The following is an 18136-nucleotide window of genomic DNA, read 5'->3' on the forward strand; positions in this document are numbered from 1 at the left end:
ATGGGAAATTTATCGAATTTTGTGAAGCGTGTCCGCGATATTATGCGGAACGATGCAGGTATCAACGGTGATGCGCAGCGCATTGAGCAGATTGCATGGATGCTCTTTTTGAAAGTGTACGATGCCAAAGAGAATGATTGGGCGTGGGACGAAAAGGATTACCAGTCAATTATTCCTGAACCCTGCCGTTGGCGTAACTGGGCACACGATGAAAACGGTAAGGGCATAACGGGTGACACACTGTTGGAATTTGTCAACAATACGCTGTTCCCTACTTTGAAAAAGTTACCTGTGGACGCTTCTACGCCCATCAAAAAAGCAATCGTGCAGACTACCTTTGCAGATGCAAACAACTACATGAAAGATGGCGTTTTGCTCCGACAAGTTATCAATGTGATTGATGAACTTGACCTGAGTGATTATGCAGAAAGTCATGCGTTTGGTGAGATTTACGAAACTATTCTAAAAGAGCTGCAAAGTGCTGGCTCTGCAGGTGAATTTTATACGCCGCGCGCCGTGACTGATTTTATGGCGCAGATGATCAACCCACAAATCGGGGAGAAGATGGCCGATTTTGCCTGTGGCACAGGTGGTTTTATCACCAGTTGGCTGAAAGCTCTGCATAAAAAGGTCAAGACAACAGAGGATGAAGCCCTGTATGCAAACTCCATATATGGCATTGAAAAGAAGCAGTTCCCATATATGCTGTGCATCACCAATATGCTGCTGCATGACTTGGATGTGCCGCAGGTGTTCCACGATAACACGTTGCTTCGGGATGTTCTGGACTATACCGAGGACGATCAGGTAGATGTTATCTTGATGAACCCTCCCTATGGTGGTTCTGAGAAAAACGATGTTAAAAATCACTTTCCGGCTGACCTTGCCAGCAGCGAAACAGCAGACCTGTTCATGTCCGTCATTATGTATCGACTGAAAGAAAATGGCCGCGCAGCAGTCATTCTGCCGGATGGTTTTTTGTTCGGCACAGACAATGCCAAAGTAGCAATCAAAACGAAACTGTTCTCTGAGTTCAATGTCCATACCATCATCCGTATGCCGGGTAGTGTGTTCTCCCCATATACGTCGATTACGACCAACATTTTGTTCTTTGACCATACTGGCCCGACAGAGGAAACCTGGTTTTATCGTCTGGATATGCCGAAAGGCTACAAGCATTTCAGCAAGACCAAGCCCATGAAGCTGGAACACTTTGCTCCTGCGGTAGAATGGTGGAGTGACCGCAAAGAAATTCAGCTGGACGGGTTTGACAAGGCCAAAAAGTACACCGTACAGGAGATCAAAGACCGCAACTATAATATTGACTTGTGTGGCTATCCGCATGAGGAAGAGGAAATCCTACCGCCCAAAGAGTTGATTCAGCAGTATCAGGAGAAGCGCGCCAGCCTGAACGCAGACATTGACCGAATCCTTGCTCAGATCACGGAGATTCTGGGCATTGACCTTGATGCACAGGACTGAGCTACATAGATAAGGAAGAAAAAATGACAGGACAGCAACTGAAAAATTCCATTCTGCAAATGGCAGTGCAGGGCAAACTTGTTCCGCAAGACCCCAATGACGAGCCTGCTTCTGTGCTGCTGGAACGCATTCGTGCAGAAAAAGAACAGCTTATCAAAGAGGGCAAAATCAAAAAGGAAAAGAATCCGTCTGTGATTTTTCGTGGAGCCGATAATTTGCCTTATGAGAAGGTCGGCAAAAATGAGCCTGTCTGCATTGCAGATGAAGTGCCGTTTGACATTCCGGAGAGCTGGGAGTGGGTACGATTTTCAAATATTATTGAACTGCAATCTGGACAGGATATGACTCCCGATAAGTACAACAGCACGCAGTTGGGAATACCCTATATTACAGGTGCATCTAATATTGCAAATGGAAATGTCGTTATCAATCGATGGACAGAATATGGAAAGGCTTTTGCACATAGAGGCGATTTGCTATTAACCTGTAAAGGAACTGTGGGTTCTATGGCAGTATTGAAAGAGCCTCAAGTTCACATTGCTCGACAGCTTATGGCCATTCGTTCACTTTCAGATGATATAGAGATTTCATATATAAAGATTGTCCTAGAAACGTTGATTCCTATATTAAAGGCTGCTGCTAAAAGTATGATACCGGGAATTGCAAGAGAAGATGTACTTCATTCATTATTGCCATTACCTCCAACTAGTGAGCAAAAACGAATATGCGGAAAAATAAAAGCTCTGCTTCCACATATAGAAATATATGATATCAAAGAAAAAACTGCTGCACAATTAAACAGCTCATTTCCAGATACCTTGAAAAAGTCTGTTTTACAAGATGCTGTTCAAGGAAAGCTCGTTCTCCAAGATTCTGCCGACGAACCAGCATCCGTTCTGTTAGAGCACATCCGTGCAGAAAAAGAGCAGCTCATTAAAGCCGGAAAAATTAAACGGGACAAGCATGAATCCGTTATTTTTAGACGGGATAATTCTTATTATGAGAAGGTTGATGAAATTGAACGCTGCATCGACGATGAATTGCCGTTTGAGATTCCCGAAAGTTGGGGATGGTGTCGTTTGAAATCTTTGACAGAGAACATTACCAGCGGTTCACGCGATTGGGCAAAATATTACTCAACTACGGGTGCAGCATTTCTTCGCATGGGAAATCTGTCAAAAAATTCTTTTGACCTGCGGCTAGAACATATCCAGCGTGTTACCATCCCCTCAAAGGCCGAGGGAACACGAACTTCATTACAAAGTGGCGATTTACTGTTCTCTATAACAGGCGATGTCGGAATGCTTGGTCTGATACCAGATGGATTTGAGAAAGCCTACATCAACCAGCACACTGCGATGATACGTTTTCTTCCAGAAATGCGGAATAAATATATTCCATATTTGCTTCTGACTGACTACGCCCAAAAATTCTATAACGCAAATCAACATGGCATAAAAAATAGCTTTCGACTTGATTCCATAGGTGAATTATTGGTTTCTATTCCACCGGAAAAGGAACTGTTCCGCATCCTTCAAAGAATCTCTCTAGTCCTTTCAAAAATAGCGGTTCTATAACTCTTTTTGTATACTCATGGTGAAAGGAGGTCTTTCACTATGATTGAAGAATTTGAAAGACACTTGAGAGGAACAAATCTCTCAGAAAACACTGTAACATCCTATTTGTTTGCTGTGCGGCAGTTTGGGGAACGGCATGAGGCCATCACCAAACGCAATTTGAAAGAGCACAAAGCCTGGCTGATTGAGCAGTACAAGCCCAAAACAGTTAATCTACGAATCCGCGCTATCAACTGCTACCTCGAAAGCATCGGAAAGGATTCATGGAAATTGTCATCCATCAGGGTGCAGCAGAAAGCCTTCCTCGAAAATGTCATTAGCGAAGCAGACTACATCTACTTCAAAAACTGCCTGAAGCGCGATGACAATATGCTTTGGTATTTTGTCATCCGCTTTTTGGCTGCTACGGGTGCGCGCGTCAGCGAGCTGGTGCAAATCAAAGTTGAACACATTAAGCTTGGACACCTCGATCTTTATTCTAAAGGTGGAAAGCTGCGCCGCATCTACATTCCCAAATCATTGCAAGATGAAGCCATTGTCTGGTTGGAAGAAAAACAGCAGGACAGCGGCTTTATCTTTTTGAATCGCTTCGGCGAACGAATCACCACAAGAGGTATTTCTGGACAGCTGAAGAAGCTGGCGTTAAAGTATGGCATTGATCCTGCGGTGGTTTATCCCCACTCTTTCCGGCATCGGTTTGCAAAAAGCTTTTTGGATCGGTGCAGCGACATTGCATTCCTTGCAGACTTGATGGGTCATGAAAGTATTGAAACGACGCGAATTTATTTGCGCAAAACCGCAACAGAGCAGAGGACTTTAGTAGATAATATCGTAGACTGGTAAAAAAAGGCGTCTGTTCTCAAAAATGAGTTCAGACGCTCTTTCTTATCAAATCGATTTTAGCACATTAGCTAGACTTGCTTGTATTCTTTTTTGTTCTGCCAATGGTGGAATACAGATCAACGTGTTTGCAATATCACGCATCACCCAATTTTTATTTCCAACCCCTTTTGTGTTTTCTCTACATTGAGTTTGTACAAGCGGTGACTTTAGAAGATAAATCAAGAAAAATTTGTCTAGCAGTTCTGTTGAAAATCGAAGCTGCGCCACACTCACAAAAATGCTAAAAGGCCTATCGGTATCAACCAATACTGGGATTCCAGTTGTTCCCACTTTAGTAAGTAAAATATCATCTCGATGTGGGTCACAACGAGACGCGAGAAGTTCATGTTCTGTTTTTGAAATGAATTTTGTTCGTTCAAAAGAAATTTTACCAGAACTTATATCTTTTACAGATATGAATGGAATGCCTCTAGCAGTGTATTTGGGTGTTGAATGTGTACCATCTGTTAGCTTTTGCAGAATTGTACCGAGTCTGCACCATTCCCAACTTTCGGGAATCTCAAACGGCAGCTCATCGTCGATGCAACGTTCAATTCCATCGACCTTCTCATAATAAGAACTCAAACTTATTTACAAATGCTGAATAAACAGTTTTGTATTTATCAACAATTCGATTTTGCTCGTTTAATGGTGGAATCGGAATCAAAAACTTTTTCATGTTGCTCTGTGATATATTGACCTGTGATTCAGCCATTCCCGACATTGCCTTAACAACCATATTTTGAATTGCGGGGCTTGATAGTGCAATCTGAAGATAGTGCGGATTGACATTATTACGAATGTAGGCTAGCCGCACAGTCTTATCCGATAGAATCAACTTCTCACATTCCACATCAACAACGCATAATACTCCAGTCCTATTACGAGGTCCAGCGCGCGTAATCAGCAAATCCCCCTTTCTAATTAGCTGATCCTTTTGTATTGTAAATGATGTAGGCAATACTTTATTTTCGTTCGGAAGAAAATATCCATCTTGTACAGCCGTTGTTTTAATAACACCAGCTTCGCCTTTGTTACAAGAGCGATCCTCACATTGTGGACTTTTTCCTGCATCAGTAGAGGCTAATACATTTCCTAATCTTGTCCACTCCCAACTTTCAGGAATGTCAAACAGGATTTCGTCATCAATGCAAACTTCTTTTTTACCAGAGATTTCGTAATAAGAATTATCCCGTCTGAAAATGACCGATTCGTGCTTGTCACGTTTGATTTTGCCCTCTTTGATAAGTTGTTCTTTCTCTGCACGAATACGTTCCAGTAGTGCGGAAGCTGGTTCATCGGCAGGGTCTTGGAGAACGAGCTTTCCTTGAACAGCATCTTGCAAGATAGACTTTTTCAGTTGCGCTGGAAATGTATCGTTTAGTTTTTCTAAACGCTGATGCGTTATGTCATACATCTGAATGGTGGGGAGAATTTCTAATAGCTGTTTCAAAATTCGGCGTTGCTCAGAAACTGGCGGAATCGGAACCAACGCCATACTCAGTCGTTCATCGTTAATCGCCGGATATGCGACCCCTTTTGAGTTGGCAGTATCGTTAGCATAGCTATCAAAGTCGGGAGACATCATATAGTAAAACAAAAACTCATTAGAATAATCTGCACAACACTTTAAAACAGCAAATCCTGTACTAGCGATTGCCTCTCTTGAAAATTCACGGTTTATAATGCACATATTATGTAGATAGGGACGAACTGTAGAATATAAAATATCCCCCTCATTCACAATTTTTCTTGCTCGTGATGCAGCTTTTTCAGGCACGACAATAGTTTCCTGTTCATTTAGCTTCTGATGTTTATTGTCAATCGAGCCTATATCAATATAACAAAATTCTGAGGTTGGTTTCTTTTGACCGTGATTGTAAGTAAGAGTTTTTAACCTCACCCACTCCCAGCTCTCCGGGATGTCAAACGGCACTTCATCTGCAATGCAGACAGGCTCATTTTTGCCGACCTTCTCATAAGGCAAATTATCGGAAAAGCCAAGGCAGTAATTTACGTGTATCGCGCTATCGACACAAAACGGTAAAGTGGATTTTATCTGCTTTGCCGTTTTTCTTTTTTCTTAAATTGAAAAATTTTCAAAACTGTATTCCAAAACGGCTCTGCGGATTCCTATTAGTGTAGGGGTTTTCAAAATCTTTTGTGAAACGGCTTTCCTCTAGTTTTATGAGCGGAAAATAAACAAAATCCATATTCTAAAATTAGTCAGTTCAACAAAATTTGAAAATCTGGTTGCCAAACAGCCATTTTAGATTGTTATAGGTAGAGGGGAACGTTGGAAAAATGAATTTTCTTTGAATTTTCAAAAGACCCGGTTTAAAAACACCCCTCAAAGTTTGTATAAGGTATAGGAAGTGTTTTCAAAAGTAAGCCAATTCGCTACGGCATCACTTCTGAAAATTCCTGATTCCTTACAAAGTCACATCGCACCTTGAAAATTTCATGAGCCACCCCAGCAGGATAACTCTGGTACTGAATGTGCATTCTGCACGTCTTACCGGAAAATACGCCGGAGAAAATCGGGCAGGAACGGGCCGGGAGAGAGTGGACGGTAGTTAAGAGCAAGATTCGCCTTTGTATACGAAACCGCTCCTACGGACGATTTCTCCATGGCGGCATCTTGATGGGGATTGCGCTCCCCATACCCTCACATCGTGCAAAATCACATGATTTTGCCTATTGGTGGCCTGCGCAGCAGGTCACAGCCGGAGTGCAGATGCACTGCCGGGAAAATCAAATTCTTGATTTTGGAAAGGAGACCCCATGCCACGAACAAAGAGAAAAGTGAAATCTATCGTAAAGACAAAAGTAATCTCCGCACGAGTAACAGAAACAGTACATGAACTTTTACACCAGCAGGCAGAAGATGCCGGAATGACCCTCTCTGAATTTGCAGCACAGATGCTGATGAAAGGCCGCGTGGATACCTCGTATGTATTCTATGTCCACCCGGACGAGATCGAAGCCATCACACGGGAGTTTGCCGCCATCGGAAACAACCTGAACCAGATCGCAGCTTTCTTCAACAGCGGCGGTATCCAGTCCCATGCGATGCACGAAAACATCAACCATGCGATTGCCTGTATTTTTGAGATGCGGGAACAAGTCGCAGAAATGGCAGGAAAGAACTATGGCAATCTTAAAGCACATCGCAAGTAAGAGTTCCAACTATGGTGCTGCGCTGGAGTATCTGATTTTCAAGCATGATGAGCTTCGGAAAACTCCGATCCTTGACCAGAACGGAAATCGCATCATGCGGGATGAGTTTTATCTGGACGGTCTGAACTGTGAACCCTATTCCTTTGATGCGGCCTGCCAGCAGTTGAACCGCGAGTACCAGAAAAACAAAAACAAGAATGAAATCAAAAGCCACCATTACATCATCAGCTTTGATCCACGGGACAGCACAGAAAATTGTTTGACGGGGAAGCGGGCGCAGGAGCTTGGACTGGAATACGCAAAAGCAAATTTTCCGGGGCATCAGGCATTGGTCTGTACGCACATGGACGGTCATAATGGCAGCGGCAACATTCATGTACATATCGTAATCAACAGTTTGCGAAAACTGGATGTGCCTAAGCAGCCCTTTATGGAGCGGCCCATTGACTGCAAGGCAGGGTACAAGCACCATGTGACGAACGAATACCTGAAACACCTGCAGAAATCCCTCATGGATTTGTGCCGCTGCGAGTTTCTGCATCAGGTCGATTTACTGTCACCATCCAGAACGGGTGTGACCGAAGCGGAGTATTGGGCACAGCGGCGGCTGGATGAGAAAAAACAGAAAATCGAAACGGAAGGATTTACGCCCAATCCGACAAAGTTTCAAACGCAGAAGCAGCTTATCCGGGATGCCGTTGCCGCTGCTCGTGAGAAAGCAATCTCGTATGAAGATTTTCAAGACATCCTGCAGGATGAATACAACATTTTCGTCAAAACCCAACGTGGGCGTTATAGCTATCTGCCGCCGGAACGGAACAAGTTCATATCGGAGCGTTCTCTGGGAGAAAGCTGCAAAAGAGAATGTCTGGAAGGATTCTTTGTTCAGAACGCCGAGAAGAATCTGCGGTACAAGGAAGAACCCATACTGATCTTTACAACCAGAACCAGGCTACGGCTCGTTGTGGACCTGCAGGAGAATGTCAAGGCACAGGAAAATCTGGCCTATGCGCTAAAGGTCAAAATCAGCAATTTGCAGAAAATGGCTGAAACGCTGGTATGGGTACAGGAGAATAACATTAACGACCTGACAGAACTGAACGATCTGTGTAAAACTGCGCAGGCCAATGCGCAGGCAGCGTATGAACGACTGTCACAGGCAGAGGATGAACTGTACAAAATCAATGAACAGATTCATTATGCGGGGCAGTACCTTTCCACAAAAGAGGTCCAGCAGCAATTTACGAAAGCAATTTTCAAGAAAAAATTCCGCGCAGAACATTCCAAGGAATTGGATGCCTATGCGGAATCCGTGAAATACTTCCGGGAAGAAAACGATGGAAAGCTGCCATCGCTGAAATCCTTGAAAAAACGGAAAGAAGAACTGATGAAAGAAATTGCGGAGAGGAAAAAGGCTTATGCTCCTCTGAGGGAAGAATCCAAGCATCTGGAAATTGCATCGGATAATGTGTACAGCATCTTCCGAAAAACCAATGAGATGAAATCCGACCTTGCATGGAAACGCGAGTGGGAGGCCAAAGTCCGCGAAAAGGCAAGGCAGGAGCAGGCTCGACAGGAAAAGCGCGAGCGTCAACCGAAACGCAAGAAGCGCAGCTATGATATGAGCCTGTAATCAGCAGTGTCTTCCACCCCGCACCCCGGAACCCTGCCGGATGCGTAAGCCCGTACAGGACTTTCCCATTCGGCAGGGACTTTTGAAAATAAGAAGGAGGTCAATTTTCAAGAACAACAATTTATTTGAAATCGTAAAACGGAATATCACTACTCGACAGGCTGCAGAAGCCTATGGTTTTCGTCCAAACCGCAGCAGCATGATTTGCTGTCCATTCCATGCAGACCGCAATCCCAGCATGAAAGTGGATTTTCGATTTCACTGTTTTGGCTGTGGCGCGGATGGCGATGCAATCGACTTCACCGCAAAAATGTTTCAACTGTCCTTACGACAGGCGGCGGAAAAGCTGGCCGCAGACTTTGGACTTTCTGCAACGGAAAATTTCCCACGGCAGCACTTGAAAATCGTGGAATACAAAGATCCAATCCAAATATTGTACGAGTGCCGTGCAATCCTAGCTGACTGGCGCATACGATTTGTACCAAAATTATCGGAGGAAGAACTGCATCCATGTTTTGCTGCCAGCCTGCATTATACGGATTACATCCAATATCTGATAGAGAATCGACATTTTCTCACCGAACATCGGAAGGAGGTTCAACAGATTGCCCAACGAATCCGAAAATACCAGACCGACCATTTCCAACATCCGCAAAATGCTCTCGCAGGCTGAAAAAGGTGGTGTTCAGAACACGATTCAAAACTGTGTGACTGTTTTGCAGAACGACCCGATTCTTGCTGATTCCATCCGGCTGAATCTGCTGAGTGAACGCATTGATATTGTAAAGCCGATGGGCTGGCAGCGTTCTGGCCCTACACTGACCGACACGGATATGATGTACATTCTTCGTAGAATGGAAAAGTATGGTCTGTACAGCGAAAAACGAGTGTCTGCGGCAATTCGCATTGTTGCCAATGAGAATCATTACCACCCCATCCGGGACTACTTGAATGAATTGAAGTGGGATGGCACAGCACGGATAAGCCGCGCCTTGCATCGCTTTCTCGGTGCCGCAGAAGATGAGCTTACCACAGAAGCGTTGAAAATTTTTCTGCTTGGAGCGATCAAACGGGTGTTTCATCCCGGCTGCAAATTTGAAATGATGCTTTGCTTGGTCGGTGGGCAGGGTGCAGGAAAATCCTCTTTTTTCCGGCTGCTTGCTATCAAAGATGAATGGTTCTCGGATGATTTGCGGCGACTGGATGATGATAACGTGTTCCGCAAGCTGCAAGGCCACTGGATTATGGAAATGTCGGAAATGATTGCGACTGCCAATGCCAAAAGCATTGAAGAAATCAAGAGCTTTCTCAGCAAGCAGAAAGAAACCTACAAAATCCCGTATGAAACACACCCGGCAGATCGTTTGCGGCAATGTGTCTTTGCAGGAACGACCAATCGACAGGACTTCCTGCCCCGTGACCGCACGGGAAACCGCCGCTTTATCCCCATCCCGGTGGATGCAACACAGGCTGAAGTACATATTCTGGATAACGAAGCGGAATCCCGTGCCTATATCGACCAGCTTTGGGCAGAAACCATGACGATTTACAACAGCGGTGATTATAAGCTGACATTCAGCCCTGCCATGCAGGAAGCCTTGCAGATTTGCCAGAAAGATTTTATGCAGGAAGATACACAGGCGGGCATGATTTATGCGTTTCTGGAGGATTACACGGGTGACCGGGTATGTTCCAAACAGCTCTACGCTGAGGCACTGGGCAATCTGAATCTTCCTGCGGAGTGGGAAACCCGTGCTATCTGTGAGATCATGACTGCAGGAATTGTGAATGGCGAAATCAAGGGGTGGACAGCCCATAAAGCAGCCAAACGCTACCCGAAGTATGGCGTGCAGAAAGGATGGGAACGTGTAACCGCTGCAAAAGTGGAGGCAGACGGTTTTGTAGAACTTACAGACGAAGAAGCTCAGCAGATGGGATTTCCGTTTTGAAGGGCCATTTTACACAGTTGGTTACAGGTTTGGTTACACCCTGTATCTGCCAAAAAGCAGCATCATTCCACGTGATTTTCCTATCTGTAACCATGTAACCTGTAACCGATAAGAAAAATAAATACAGAAAATTGCCAGCATACCACCGTAGAAAAAGTTTTCTGTGGCGGTTACAGTCTGCTGGTTACAAACAAAAATACGGAGGTTTTGCCTATGAAAGAAGTCCCGATTTGGGAGAAAAGCAATCTGACGCTGGAAGAAGCCGCAGCCTATTCCGGCATTGGTATCAACAAACTGCGCGAAATGAGCGATTCCAAGGACTGTACCTTTGTTCTCTGGAATGGTACGAAGCGGCTGCTGAAACGCCGCAGGCTGGATGAACACCTTGACCGATTATTTTCGATTTGACAATAAAAATGAAGTCGGCAGTTGAAAGCACCTCGGCGGTATGGTATGATTAAGCTGTAGGTTGCTTTCTGCCAACAATGGAGGACATAACGATGGCAGAAAGAAGAAAAGACTCAAAGAATCGTGTTCTAAAGGAAGGTGAATATCAGCGCAGTAACGGAACGTATGAGTACCGCTGGCGCAGTGAAAACGGCAAGCGCAACAATGTGTACGCCAAAAGTCTGGAAGAACTTCGTGAGAAAGAAGCAGAGATTCAGCGTGACCGCAGTGATGGCATTCGTTCGGAAGCGCGGAACGCGACCATCAACGACATTCACGAGCAGTGGCTGCAACTGAAAAAGGGGCTGAAAGCCAACACACTGGTCAATTACGAGTATATGTACAAGATGTACGTACTCCCGGAGTTTGGAAAGCGGAAGGTCGGAAGCCTGAAAAAGTCGGATGTGCGGCGGTTTTACAATGGCCTTGTGGATTCGCAGCGTCTGAAAGTGGCAACGGTGGAGAACATCCATACAGTGCTGCATCAGGTGCTGGATTTTGCGGTTGAGGACGAGTATCTCCGCATCAATCCATCCGATAATGCGTTGAAAGAGTTGAAGCAGACGCACAATCTGGACAGCGAACGCCGCAAGGCTCTGACCGCAGGCCAGCAGAAGCTGTTGATGGACTTCTTGAAAAACAGTGAGAAGTACAATCACTGGCTTCCCATCATTACTGTGATGGTGGAATGTGGTCTCCGTGCTGGTGAGGCAACGGGTTTGCGCTGGGAGGACATCAACCTTGATACGGGTGAAATCAGTGTAAATCACACGTTGATTTATTACAGCCACCGGGAGAAAGGTTGTCTGTACGGAATCAATACACCCAAAACGGAAGCTGGAAATCGAATTGTGCCTATGACTCCGGCAGTCAAGGCTGCTTTTGTACAAGAGCGAGAGTATCAGAAGAAAACTGGAATTTCCTGCAAGGTGACGATTGATGGCTATACGGATTTTATTTTTGTAAACCGTTTTGGCGAGTGCCAGCATCACAGCACCATCAATAAAGGCATTGACCGTATCATCCGCGACTGCAACGAGGAACAGCTGGCAAAATGCGAAAGCGGTACAATTAAGCCGAAGAACCTTGTCCTGCTTCCGAAGTTTAGTTGCCATTCCTTGCGGCACACCTGCGCTACCCGGCTTTGCGAGGCCGGAATCAACATGAAGGTCATTCAAGACGTACTGGGCCACGCCGATATTACCACTACCATGAACATCTACACTGAGGCCACAAAAAATCTCAAGAAAAAGGAAATCGACAAGTTTGCAGAGTTCTTATCTGCAACCACGACATTTGAAGGAAAGGAGGAAAATGACTGATGGAAAATAAATCTGTAACCCTCGCAGCGCAGGTTCTTGCCCCGGCAGTGAGCGAGATTCGTTCTCTGCTGGAAGCTTCCCGTAAAAATGTAGCACAGCAGGTCAATCAGGAACTGCTGTCAACTTATTGGAAGATTGGTGAGATCGTTGTTCGTTGTGAACAAAATGACAGCATCCGTGCTGCATATGGTGAAAAGACCTTATCGCAGCTTTCCAGGGCGTTGACAAAGGAGCTTGGCAAGGGCTTTTCGCGCTCGAATGTTTACAATATGCGGCAGTTCTATCTCAGCTATCCAATTTTCCAGACAGTGTCTGGAAAATTGAGTTGGTCGCACTACTGTGAGCTGTTATCCATTTCCGATAAGGAGAAGCGCAGCTTCTACGAAAAAGAAGCGGTCAATTCTGGCTGGTCTGTCCGTGAAATGAAACGTCAGGTTGAAAGTTCCCTGTTTGAACGGCTGCTCTTGTCTCGTGGGGATGCCAACAAGGAACAAGTTTTAGCATTGGCTGAAAAAGGTGTGGACTACACAAAGCCTGAGGACATCATCAAGGACCCGTATGTATTCGAGTTTTTGGGACTGCCGGAAGAAAAGTCGTTCCTTGAAAGCGATTTGGAAGCAGCACTGGTGCGACAAATCGAAGATTTCTTGCTGGAACTTGGCCGGGGCTTTATGTTTGTCGGCACACAGCAGCGTGTCACAGTGAACAACACCCACTACTATGTGGATATGGTGTTCTACAATAAGATTTTACACGCCTATGTGCTGATCGAGTTGAAAACCACCAAGCTCACGCCCGAAGCCGCCGGACAAATCAATATGTATCTGAACTACTACGCCGCAGAGGTCAACGACCCAGAAGATAATCCTCCTATCGGCATCATCCTCTGCACCGACAAGGACAGCGTAGCAGCCGAGTATGCGCTGGGCGGTTTGTCAAACCAGATTTTTGCATCCCGGTACGTCTTATATATGCCGAACAAGGAGCAGCTTATTAGGCAGGTGGAAGAAGTCCTGAAGCGTTGGCACTCTCACGAGGACGAATAAGTTTACCACCAGCCTTACCACTGACTTACCACCAATTTGAGAATAGCTGTAAACAGTTGCGTAGAGTTGCGAAAAATAAGACCTTTTTATCTTGCACAAACAAAGGCTTATGAACACTTGTAAACAGCTATAAATCACCACCAGTCAAGCTCCCCACGATGAAGCCGATTGAGCAGTAAAATGCAAAATTAAAACGCAGATACGATGAAATTATGAACGGATTTCAGACGACATCTGCGGTACTACACCACAACTACACCAATTTTGGGACGTTTTCCCGAAAAGGAGCCTTACAAAGCGGTGTGGTGTAACAAGTGAATCAGCGGATTGGTGTAGTAGGTACACTGAACCCAAATACGACAAAAGGCAGGCACACTGTGGAAGCATGGTGTACCTGCCTTTTTATCTGGGATGCAGAGAATCAATAAGTCTTTCAAACAATTCTCGAAGTTCATAGTGCGCTACAACAAGCCCTTGGAGTACGCTCAGCTTGTGCTGGGTGGTGAAATTGAGCATTATCTCTCACTCGGCTGTGACCACGGCAGAATGGAAGATTGACAAAGGCAATGGCTGCGGCACAAAACAACGTGTCGCAGCCATTGCCTGCTTTTATAATACCATAAACGAAGTTCCTGTGGCAATGAACGCACAGCCGATCAGACTTTTGGCTGTAAACAACTCATGCAGGATGAAAAAAGCCAGACTTCTTACAAGTGCTCTTCCTCAAAAGCCTTGTGTGTGCAGCCTCTTGTCTGCCCAATTTCCGCCGCACAGTGTCAGTGCCCCGATGCCAAGCCCCAGAATCACAGCCCCCAGTATATCACTGGGGAAGTGCACATAAAGGTACAACCGTGAAAAGGCGATGAGTATCGCCAGCGGAATCGCAATGATGCCAAATCGTCTATCCGCTGCGGTCAGGATCGTTGCACCGATAACAGAGGCCAGCGTATGACCGGATGGGAACGAGTAGTCGTTCGGGACAGCAATCAGAAGCGGTACGCTTTGATCCAGCCAACAGGGGCGCGGACGGGCAATCAGATGCTTCAGGAATACATTGCCAACCAGAACACCCATGGCAAGACCTGCCAGCAGAATGATCCCATACTTCCGGTATTTCTTTGTGCAGAGCAGCCCACCCGCTGCCAAGATCCAGACGGCACCACTGTTTCCCAGCATTGTGATCTTTGGCATCAGCATATCCAGCAGCGAGCAGGTCAGAAATGCCCGGATCTCATGTAAAATCGTCCAGTCCAGTCTCATTTGTTTCCACCATCCTTTTTCTCCATGGTTTTCTTCAAGCCTTCCAGCGCGAAAAGAAGCACAATTCCCAGCAAAAATGCAGGAATCTGAAAATTCGTGAAACTCAGCGGCGGCAGAGGAGTGTCCAGACTGGCCGGGCCGTTTGCGATGGCATAAAGTGAGCCCAGCATCAGTCCCAAAACCAACCAAACCATAGCACTGCGGTGATTCTGCAAGGCGGAGCGGATAGCGCGAATGGACAGTCCGATGCCTGTCAGCACTCCCAGCCCCAGTGCGCACAGTCCCGGAATGACAACAAGCTGTAAGCCGAGCAGGCTGTGAACAGCCTGAATGGTAGGCAGATAGACACCGGCGATCAGCAGGACGGATGAGCCGGAAATTCCGGGCAGCACCATAGCCGTAATGGCTACCGCACCGGAGAGAAATATCCAGCCAAATTGCAATGGCTGAAGCTGTGCGTAGTTGATAGCTCCCAGCCCAACGGCACGGGTGCGGAGCAATGTCAGCCCAACCACAGCTGCAACTCCCACCAGCAGAAACCCGCTATTGCGCCAATTTTCAAGTGCTTCCTGCTCTGCCATCGCAACAAATGGGATGGAACAGACGGTCAACCCCAGAAAGAGAGAACTCATGAAATAGATATTCTGCTCAAACAGACTGGACAGCAGCACCACACAGCTTACCATGCCAATGCCCCAGCCGATACCCAATTTCAACAGGTACGTCAGGGCAGCTTTTCGTTGCTTCCAATTGCCCCGAAACAACCCGTGGAGCGCATTGATAAAGCGATCGTAAAAGCCCAGAATGAAGGCGATCGTTCCCCCGGACACGCCGGGAACGCTGTCGGCCAGTGCCATGCAAAAGCCATGAAATGCGGTTAAAATCATAAAAGTCCCTCCAAGTAAAAAAGTTTCGATCACTGCTTAGAGTGTACCGAAACTTTTTTAAGAGAGATCGTTTCAACCTTAAACCGTTCTTAAACTACATGGAGTCGATAGCCCACACCCCACACCGTTTGCAGAAGTTTCGGGTCGGCAGGGGTATCTTCAATTTTCTCCCGCAGGCGATTGATGTGGACTGCTACGGTAATGTTGTCTCCCATCGACTCCAAGCCCCAGATCAGTTCGTATAAGTCCTCTCGGCTGAACACCTGCTCCGGGTGGCGCATCAGGAAGAACAACAATTCGTATTCTTTATTTTTCAGAGGAACCTCTACGCCATTTTTCGTGATGCGCCGGGCGGCGGGGTCGGCTGTCAGCGGGCCGACCGTGATCGTTTTAGGCGTGTCAGCGCAAGGTTTCAGGCGGGCATATTGCGCCAGATGCGCCTTGACCCGTGCCACCAGAACGCTGGGCGAAAAGGGCTTTTCAATGTAATCATCCGCACCGAAGCCAAGGCCGCGGATCTTATCCACATCCTCGCCACGGGCGGTCACCATAAGGATGGGAATATCCTTTTCGGCGCGCACCTGTTTGCAGATGGCAAAGCCATCGATACCGGGCAGCATCACATCCAGCAAGATCAGGTCAAACGGCTGATGCAAGGCGGCATCCAGTCCTGTGGTTCCATCCGGGGCAATGGTCACGGCGTATCCGCCCAGCTCCAGATAGTCCCGTTCGATGGCCGCAATGTCGGCATCATCTTCCACAATAAGAATTCGTTTCAGCTCCATATTACCCTTCCTTTGCCATTGGCAGCTGCATCACGATACGCAGTCCTCCACCGGGAGCATTCTCCGCCCGGACATTTCCGCCCATTTGCTGCATAGATTTTTTGACGACTGCAAGCCCTAATCCGCTGCCTGCACCGGGTTTTGTGCGCGCAGCATCTCCACGATAAAACGGTTCAAAAAGGCACGGAAGCTGTTCTTCCGGCACACCGGGGCCATTATCCTCCATCCAGAGGGTAACGGTATCCTCCTCACACACAGAGCCAAAAGACAGCGCATTTGCGCCATATTTACGGCTGTTATCCACCAGATTGTTCAGAACGCGCTGCAAAAGTTCCCGGTCGGCCAGAACGGTGCAATCGATGACTGCATCGCAATCCACCGATATTCCCTCGTGATCGCAGGCGTTCAGGATATGGTGCAGCGTCTCTTGCAGCGGCAATGCCTTCAGGTGCATCGGGTATTCACTAGCCCCCAGCTTTGCCAGCTCAAACAAACGATTGACAAGAGCCTCCAAGTCCGTTTCTCTTGCATAGATGGTCTGTAAATACCGCTGCCGGGTGGGTTCGTCCGGGGCAACTCCCTCCAGCAACGCTTCCGTATAAGCCCGGATGGTGGTCAGCGGGCTTTTCAGATCATGGGACATTCCGGCGATCAGCTCTTGCTTTCTCTGCTGCTCTCTTTGCTGCTCGGTCAGAGATTTTTTCAAGCGTACTGCCATGGCATCCACTGCGTCACAGGCCATACGAAATTCATCCTGTTCTTCATAGGCGATGGGCGAATCCAGATCGCCGTCCTCGATCCGCTTGACCCCCTGCATCAAAGCGTCCAACGGTTTTTGGATATGTGCAAATAAATTCCGGGTCAGGTATAGGTTGGTAAACACCACTGTCGCCAGCAATGCAACGAGAACGATGGCTGCGTACAACAGAACACAGAATTTTAGACCCTGAAACATCGGTTCCAGTTCTTCTCCCATATTGTGCAGCTCGTGCAGGGTCAGGCCCATCCGGGGCAGGTAGACCGATTCCAGCAGGACGATCGCCCCGCCAAAGCCAAGGATCAACAATATCCCTGCGATCAGAATTGGAATCACCAGCATAATGATGTTTGAGCGCCTGAGCCGTTCTTGAATCGTCATAAAATTCCCTCCTGCTTTTGATAGGTCTATCATATCACAAAAAGGGACAAGAAACTTAAACCAATCTTAAAACTTCCGCTTAAAAATCATTTTGCTGTCAAGAGGGCTGGCCTCGTCCAGCCCTCTCTCTTTTTGCCAAAGTTTCCCTCGCTTTTTCTTGCAAGCTGCCGAAAGTGGCATATTCTCAAAACTTTTTGTTGACACGGCTCGGTTTTTGTGGTAATCTATCCCAACAATTGAATATAACATATTTTTACATATTCGTTCAGACCCTGCGGGGCTGAACATCTTGGCTTTCAGCCGTTACATAACCGACTAGCATGACCTTCCAGAAAAAGCGAAGGCAGGGCTGGTCTGTTTTGTGGCGGCTTTTTTGTTGCTGTTTTGCCCGTTGCACCTTGAAAACCGCATGACCGTCTGCATGGGATACCCGGCGATGATCCCCAAGTGGGAGAGCCGGAAAACGCCGCCGGAAGGGGGCAGGAAAGCCATGCAGGGAGAACGGCAGAACGTTTATTTCCCAGTTGCGGAGTAAAACGATGTGGTCA

16 protein-coding genes and 1 pseudogene are annotated in these 18136 nt (G+C 46.7%); 11 read left to right on the forward strand and 6 right to left on the reverse strand.

Annotated features, from left to right (window positions below):
• From GKG36_RS04320 to GKG36_RS04330, 3 genes are read left to right on the forward strand one after another with little or no spacing between them, the layout of a single operon-like run.
• Entirely contained in the window at window positions 1-1482 is a 1482-nt protein-coding gene (locus tag GKG36_RS04320) for a class I SAM-dependent DNA methyltransferase (RefSeq protein ID WP_154259367.1), read from the forward strand.
• A gap of 23 nt (window positions 1483-1505) precedes the next feature.
• Window positions 1506-3059 (forward strand): restriction endonuclease subunit S, encoded by a 1554-nt coding sequence (locus tag GKG36_RS04325; RefSeq protein WP_154259369.1) that lies wholly within the window; start codon window positions 1506-1508, stop codon window positions 3057-3059.
• A gap of 39 nt (window positions 3060-3098) precedes the next feature.
• A complete protein-coding gene (locus GKG36_RS04330; RefSeq protein WP_154259371.1) occupies window positions 3099-3902 on the forward strand; it encodes a tyrosine-type recombinase/integrase in 804 nt (267 codons plus the stop codon).
• A gap of 45 nt (window positions 3903-3947) precedes the next feature.
• Here GKG36_RS04330 and GKG36_RS04335 read toward each other — a convergent pair whose 3' ends face one another.
• Together GKG36_RS04335 and GKG36_RS04340 are read right to left on the reverse strand one after the other, a co-directional pair.
• Window positions 3948-4526, reverse strand: coding sequence for a restriction endonuclease subunit S (locus tag GKG36_RS04335; RefSeq protein ID WP_154259373.1), 579 nt, complete (start codon window positions 4524-4526; stop codon window positions 3948-3950).
• A complete protein-coding gene (locus GKG36_RS04340; protein WP_154259375.1) occupies window positions 4510-5928 on the reverse strand; it encodes a restriction endonuclease subunit S in 1419 nt (472 codons plus the stop codon). The genes GKG36_RS04335 and GKG36_RS04340 overlap by 17 nt, the downstream gene beginning before the upstream one ends.
• A gap of 908 nt (window positions 5929-6836) precedes the next feature.
• On the opposite strand from GKG36_RS04340, the gene mobC reads away from it, so the two are divergent.
• The 8 genes and pseudogenes from mobC to GKG36_RS14790 all read left to right on the forward strand — a co-directional run.
• Window positions 6837-7121 (forward strand): plasmid mobilization relaxosome protein MobC, encoded by a 285-nt coding sequence (gene mobC / locus GKG36_RS04345; protein WP_173012880.1) that lies wholly within the window; start codon window positions 6837-6839, stop codon window positions 7119-7121.
• Complete coding sequence (locus GKG36_RS04350; protein ID WP_173012881.1) at window positions 7093-8754, forward strand: relaxase/mobilization nuclease domain-containing protein; 1662 nt, start codon at window positions 7093-7095, stop codon at window positions 8752-8754. The genes mobC and GKG36_RS04350 overlap by 29 nt, the downstream gene beginning before the upstream one ends.
• A gap of 40 nt (window positions 8755-8794) precedes the next feature.
• Window positions 8795-9427, forward strand: a complete 633-nt coding sequence (locus GKG36_RS04355) for a CHC2 zinc finger domain-containing protein (RefSeq protein ID WP_154259381.1) — start codon at window positions 8795-8797, stop codon at window positions 9425-9427.
• Window positions 9411-10703, forward strand: a complete 1293-nt coding sequence (locus GKG36_RS04360; protein WP_154259635.1) for a virulence-associated E family protein — start codon at window positions 9411-9413, stop codon at window positions 10701-10703. Before GKG36_RS04355 ends, GKG36_RS04360 begins: the two co-directional genes overlap by 17 nt.
• Before the next feature lie 213 nt (window positions 10704-10916).
• Window positions 10917-11111: an excisionase gene (locus GKG36_RS04365; protein ID WP_154259383.1), complete on the forward strand. Its 195-nt coding sequence runs from the start codon at window positions 10917-10919 to the stop codon at window positions 11109-11111.
• A 92-nt stretch (window positions 11112-11203) separates the two neighbouring features.
• Window positions 11204-12472: a site-specific integrase gene (locus tag GKG36_RS04370; RefSeq protein WP_154259385.1), complete on the forward strand. Its 1269-nt coding sequence runs from the start codon at window positions 11204-11206 to the stop codon at window positions 12470-12472.
• The gene (locus tag GKG36_RS04375; RefSeq protein ID WP_154259387.1) at window positions 12472-13518 is read left to right on the forward strand and encodes a PDDEXK nuclease domain-containing protein; all 1047 of its coding nucleotides are present in this window, start codon (window positions 12472-12474) and stop codon (window positions 13516-13518) included. The genes GKG36_RS04370 and GKG36_RS04375 overlap by 1 nt, the downstream gene beginning before the upstream one ends.
• A gap of 456 nt (window positions 13519-13974) precedes the next feature.
• Window positions 13975-14076, forward strand: a pseudogene (locus tag GKG36_RS14790) (DUF6061 family protein); the annotation flags it as partial.
• A 165-nt stretch (window positions 14077-14241) separates the two neighbouring features.
• On the opposite strand, the gene GKG36_RS04380 reads toward GKG36_RS14790, so the two are convergent.
• From GKG36_RS04380 to GKG36_RS04395, 4 genes are all read right to left on the reverse strand, one after another.
• On the reverse strand, window positions 14242-14778 hold the full coding sequence (locus tag GKG36_RS04380; protein ID WP_154259389.1) for a phosphatase PAP2 family protein: 537 nt from the start codon (window positions 14776-14778) through the stop codon (window positions 14242-14244).
• On the reverse strand, window positions 14775-15665 hold the full coding sequence (locus tag GKG36_RS04385) for a DUF368 domain-containing protein (protein WP_154259391.1): 891 nt from the start codon (window positions 15663-15665) through the stop codon (window positions 14775-14777). Before GKG36_RS04385 ends, GKG36_RS04380 begins: the two co-directional genes overlap by 4 nt.
• Window positions 15666-15754: 89 nt before the next feature.
• Window positions 15755-16450 carry a response regulator transcription factor gene (locus GKG36_RS04390; protein ID WP_206671177.1) on the reverse strand — a complete coding sequence of 232 codons (696 nt, stop codon included), beginning with the start codon at window positions 16448-16450 and terminating at the stop codon, window positions 15755-15757.
• A 1-nt stretch (window position 16451) separates the two neighbouring features.
• Entirely contained in the window at window positions 16452-17588 is a 1137-nt protein-coding gene (locus tag GKG36_RS04395) for a HAMP domain-containing sensor histidine kinase (RefSeq protein ID WP_173012882.1), read from the reverse strand.
• Between the last annotated feature and the right edge of the window lie 548 nt (window positions 17589-18136).

Source organism: Faecalibacterium sp. BIOML-A1 (assembly GCF_009679715.1).
GTDB lineage: Bacteria > Bacillota > Clostridia > Oscillospirales > Ruminococcaceae > Faecalibacterium > Faecalibacterium taiwanense.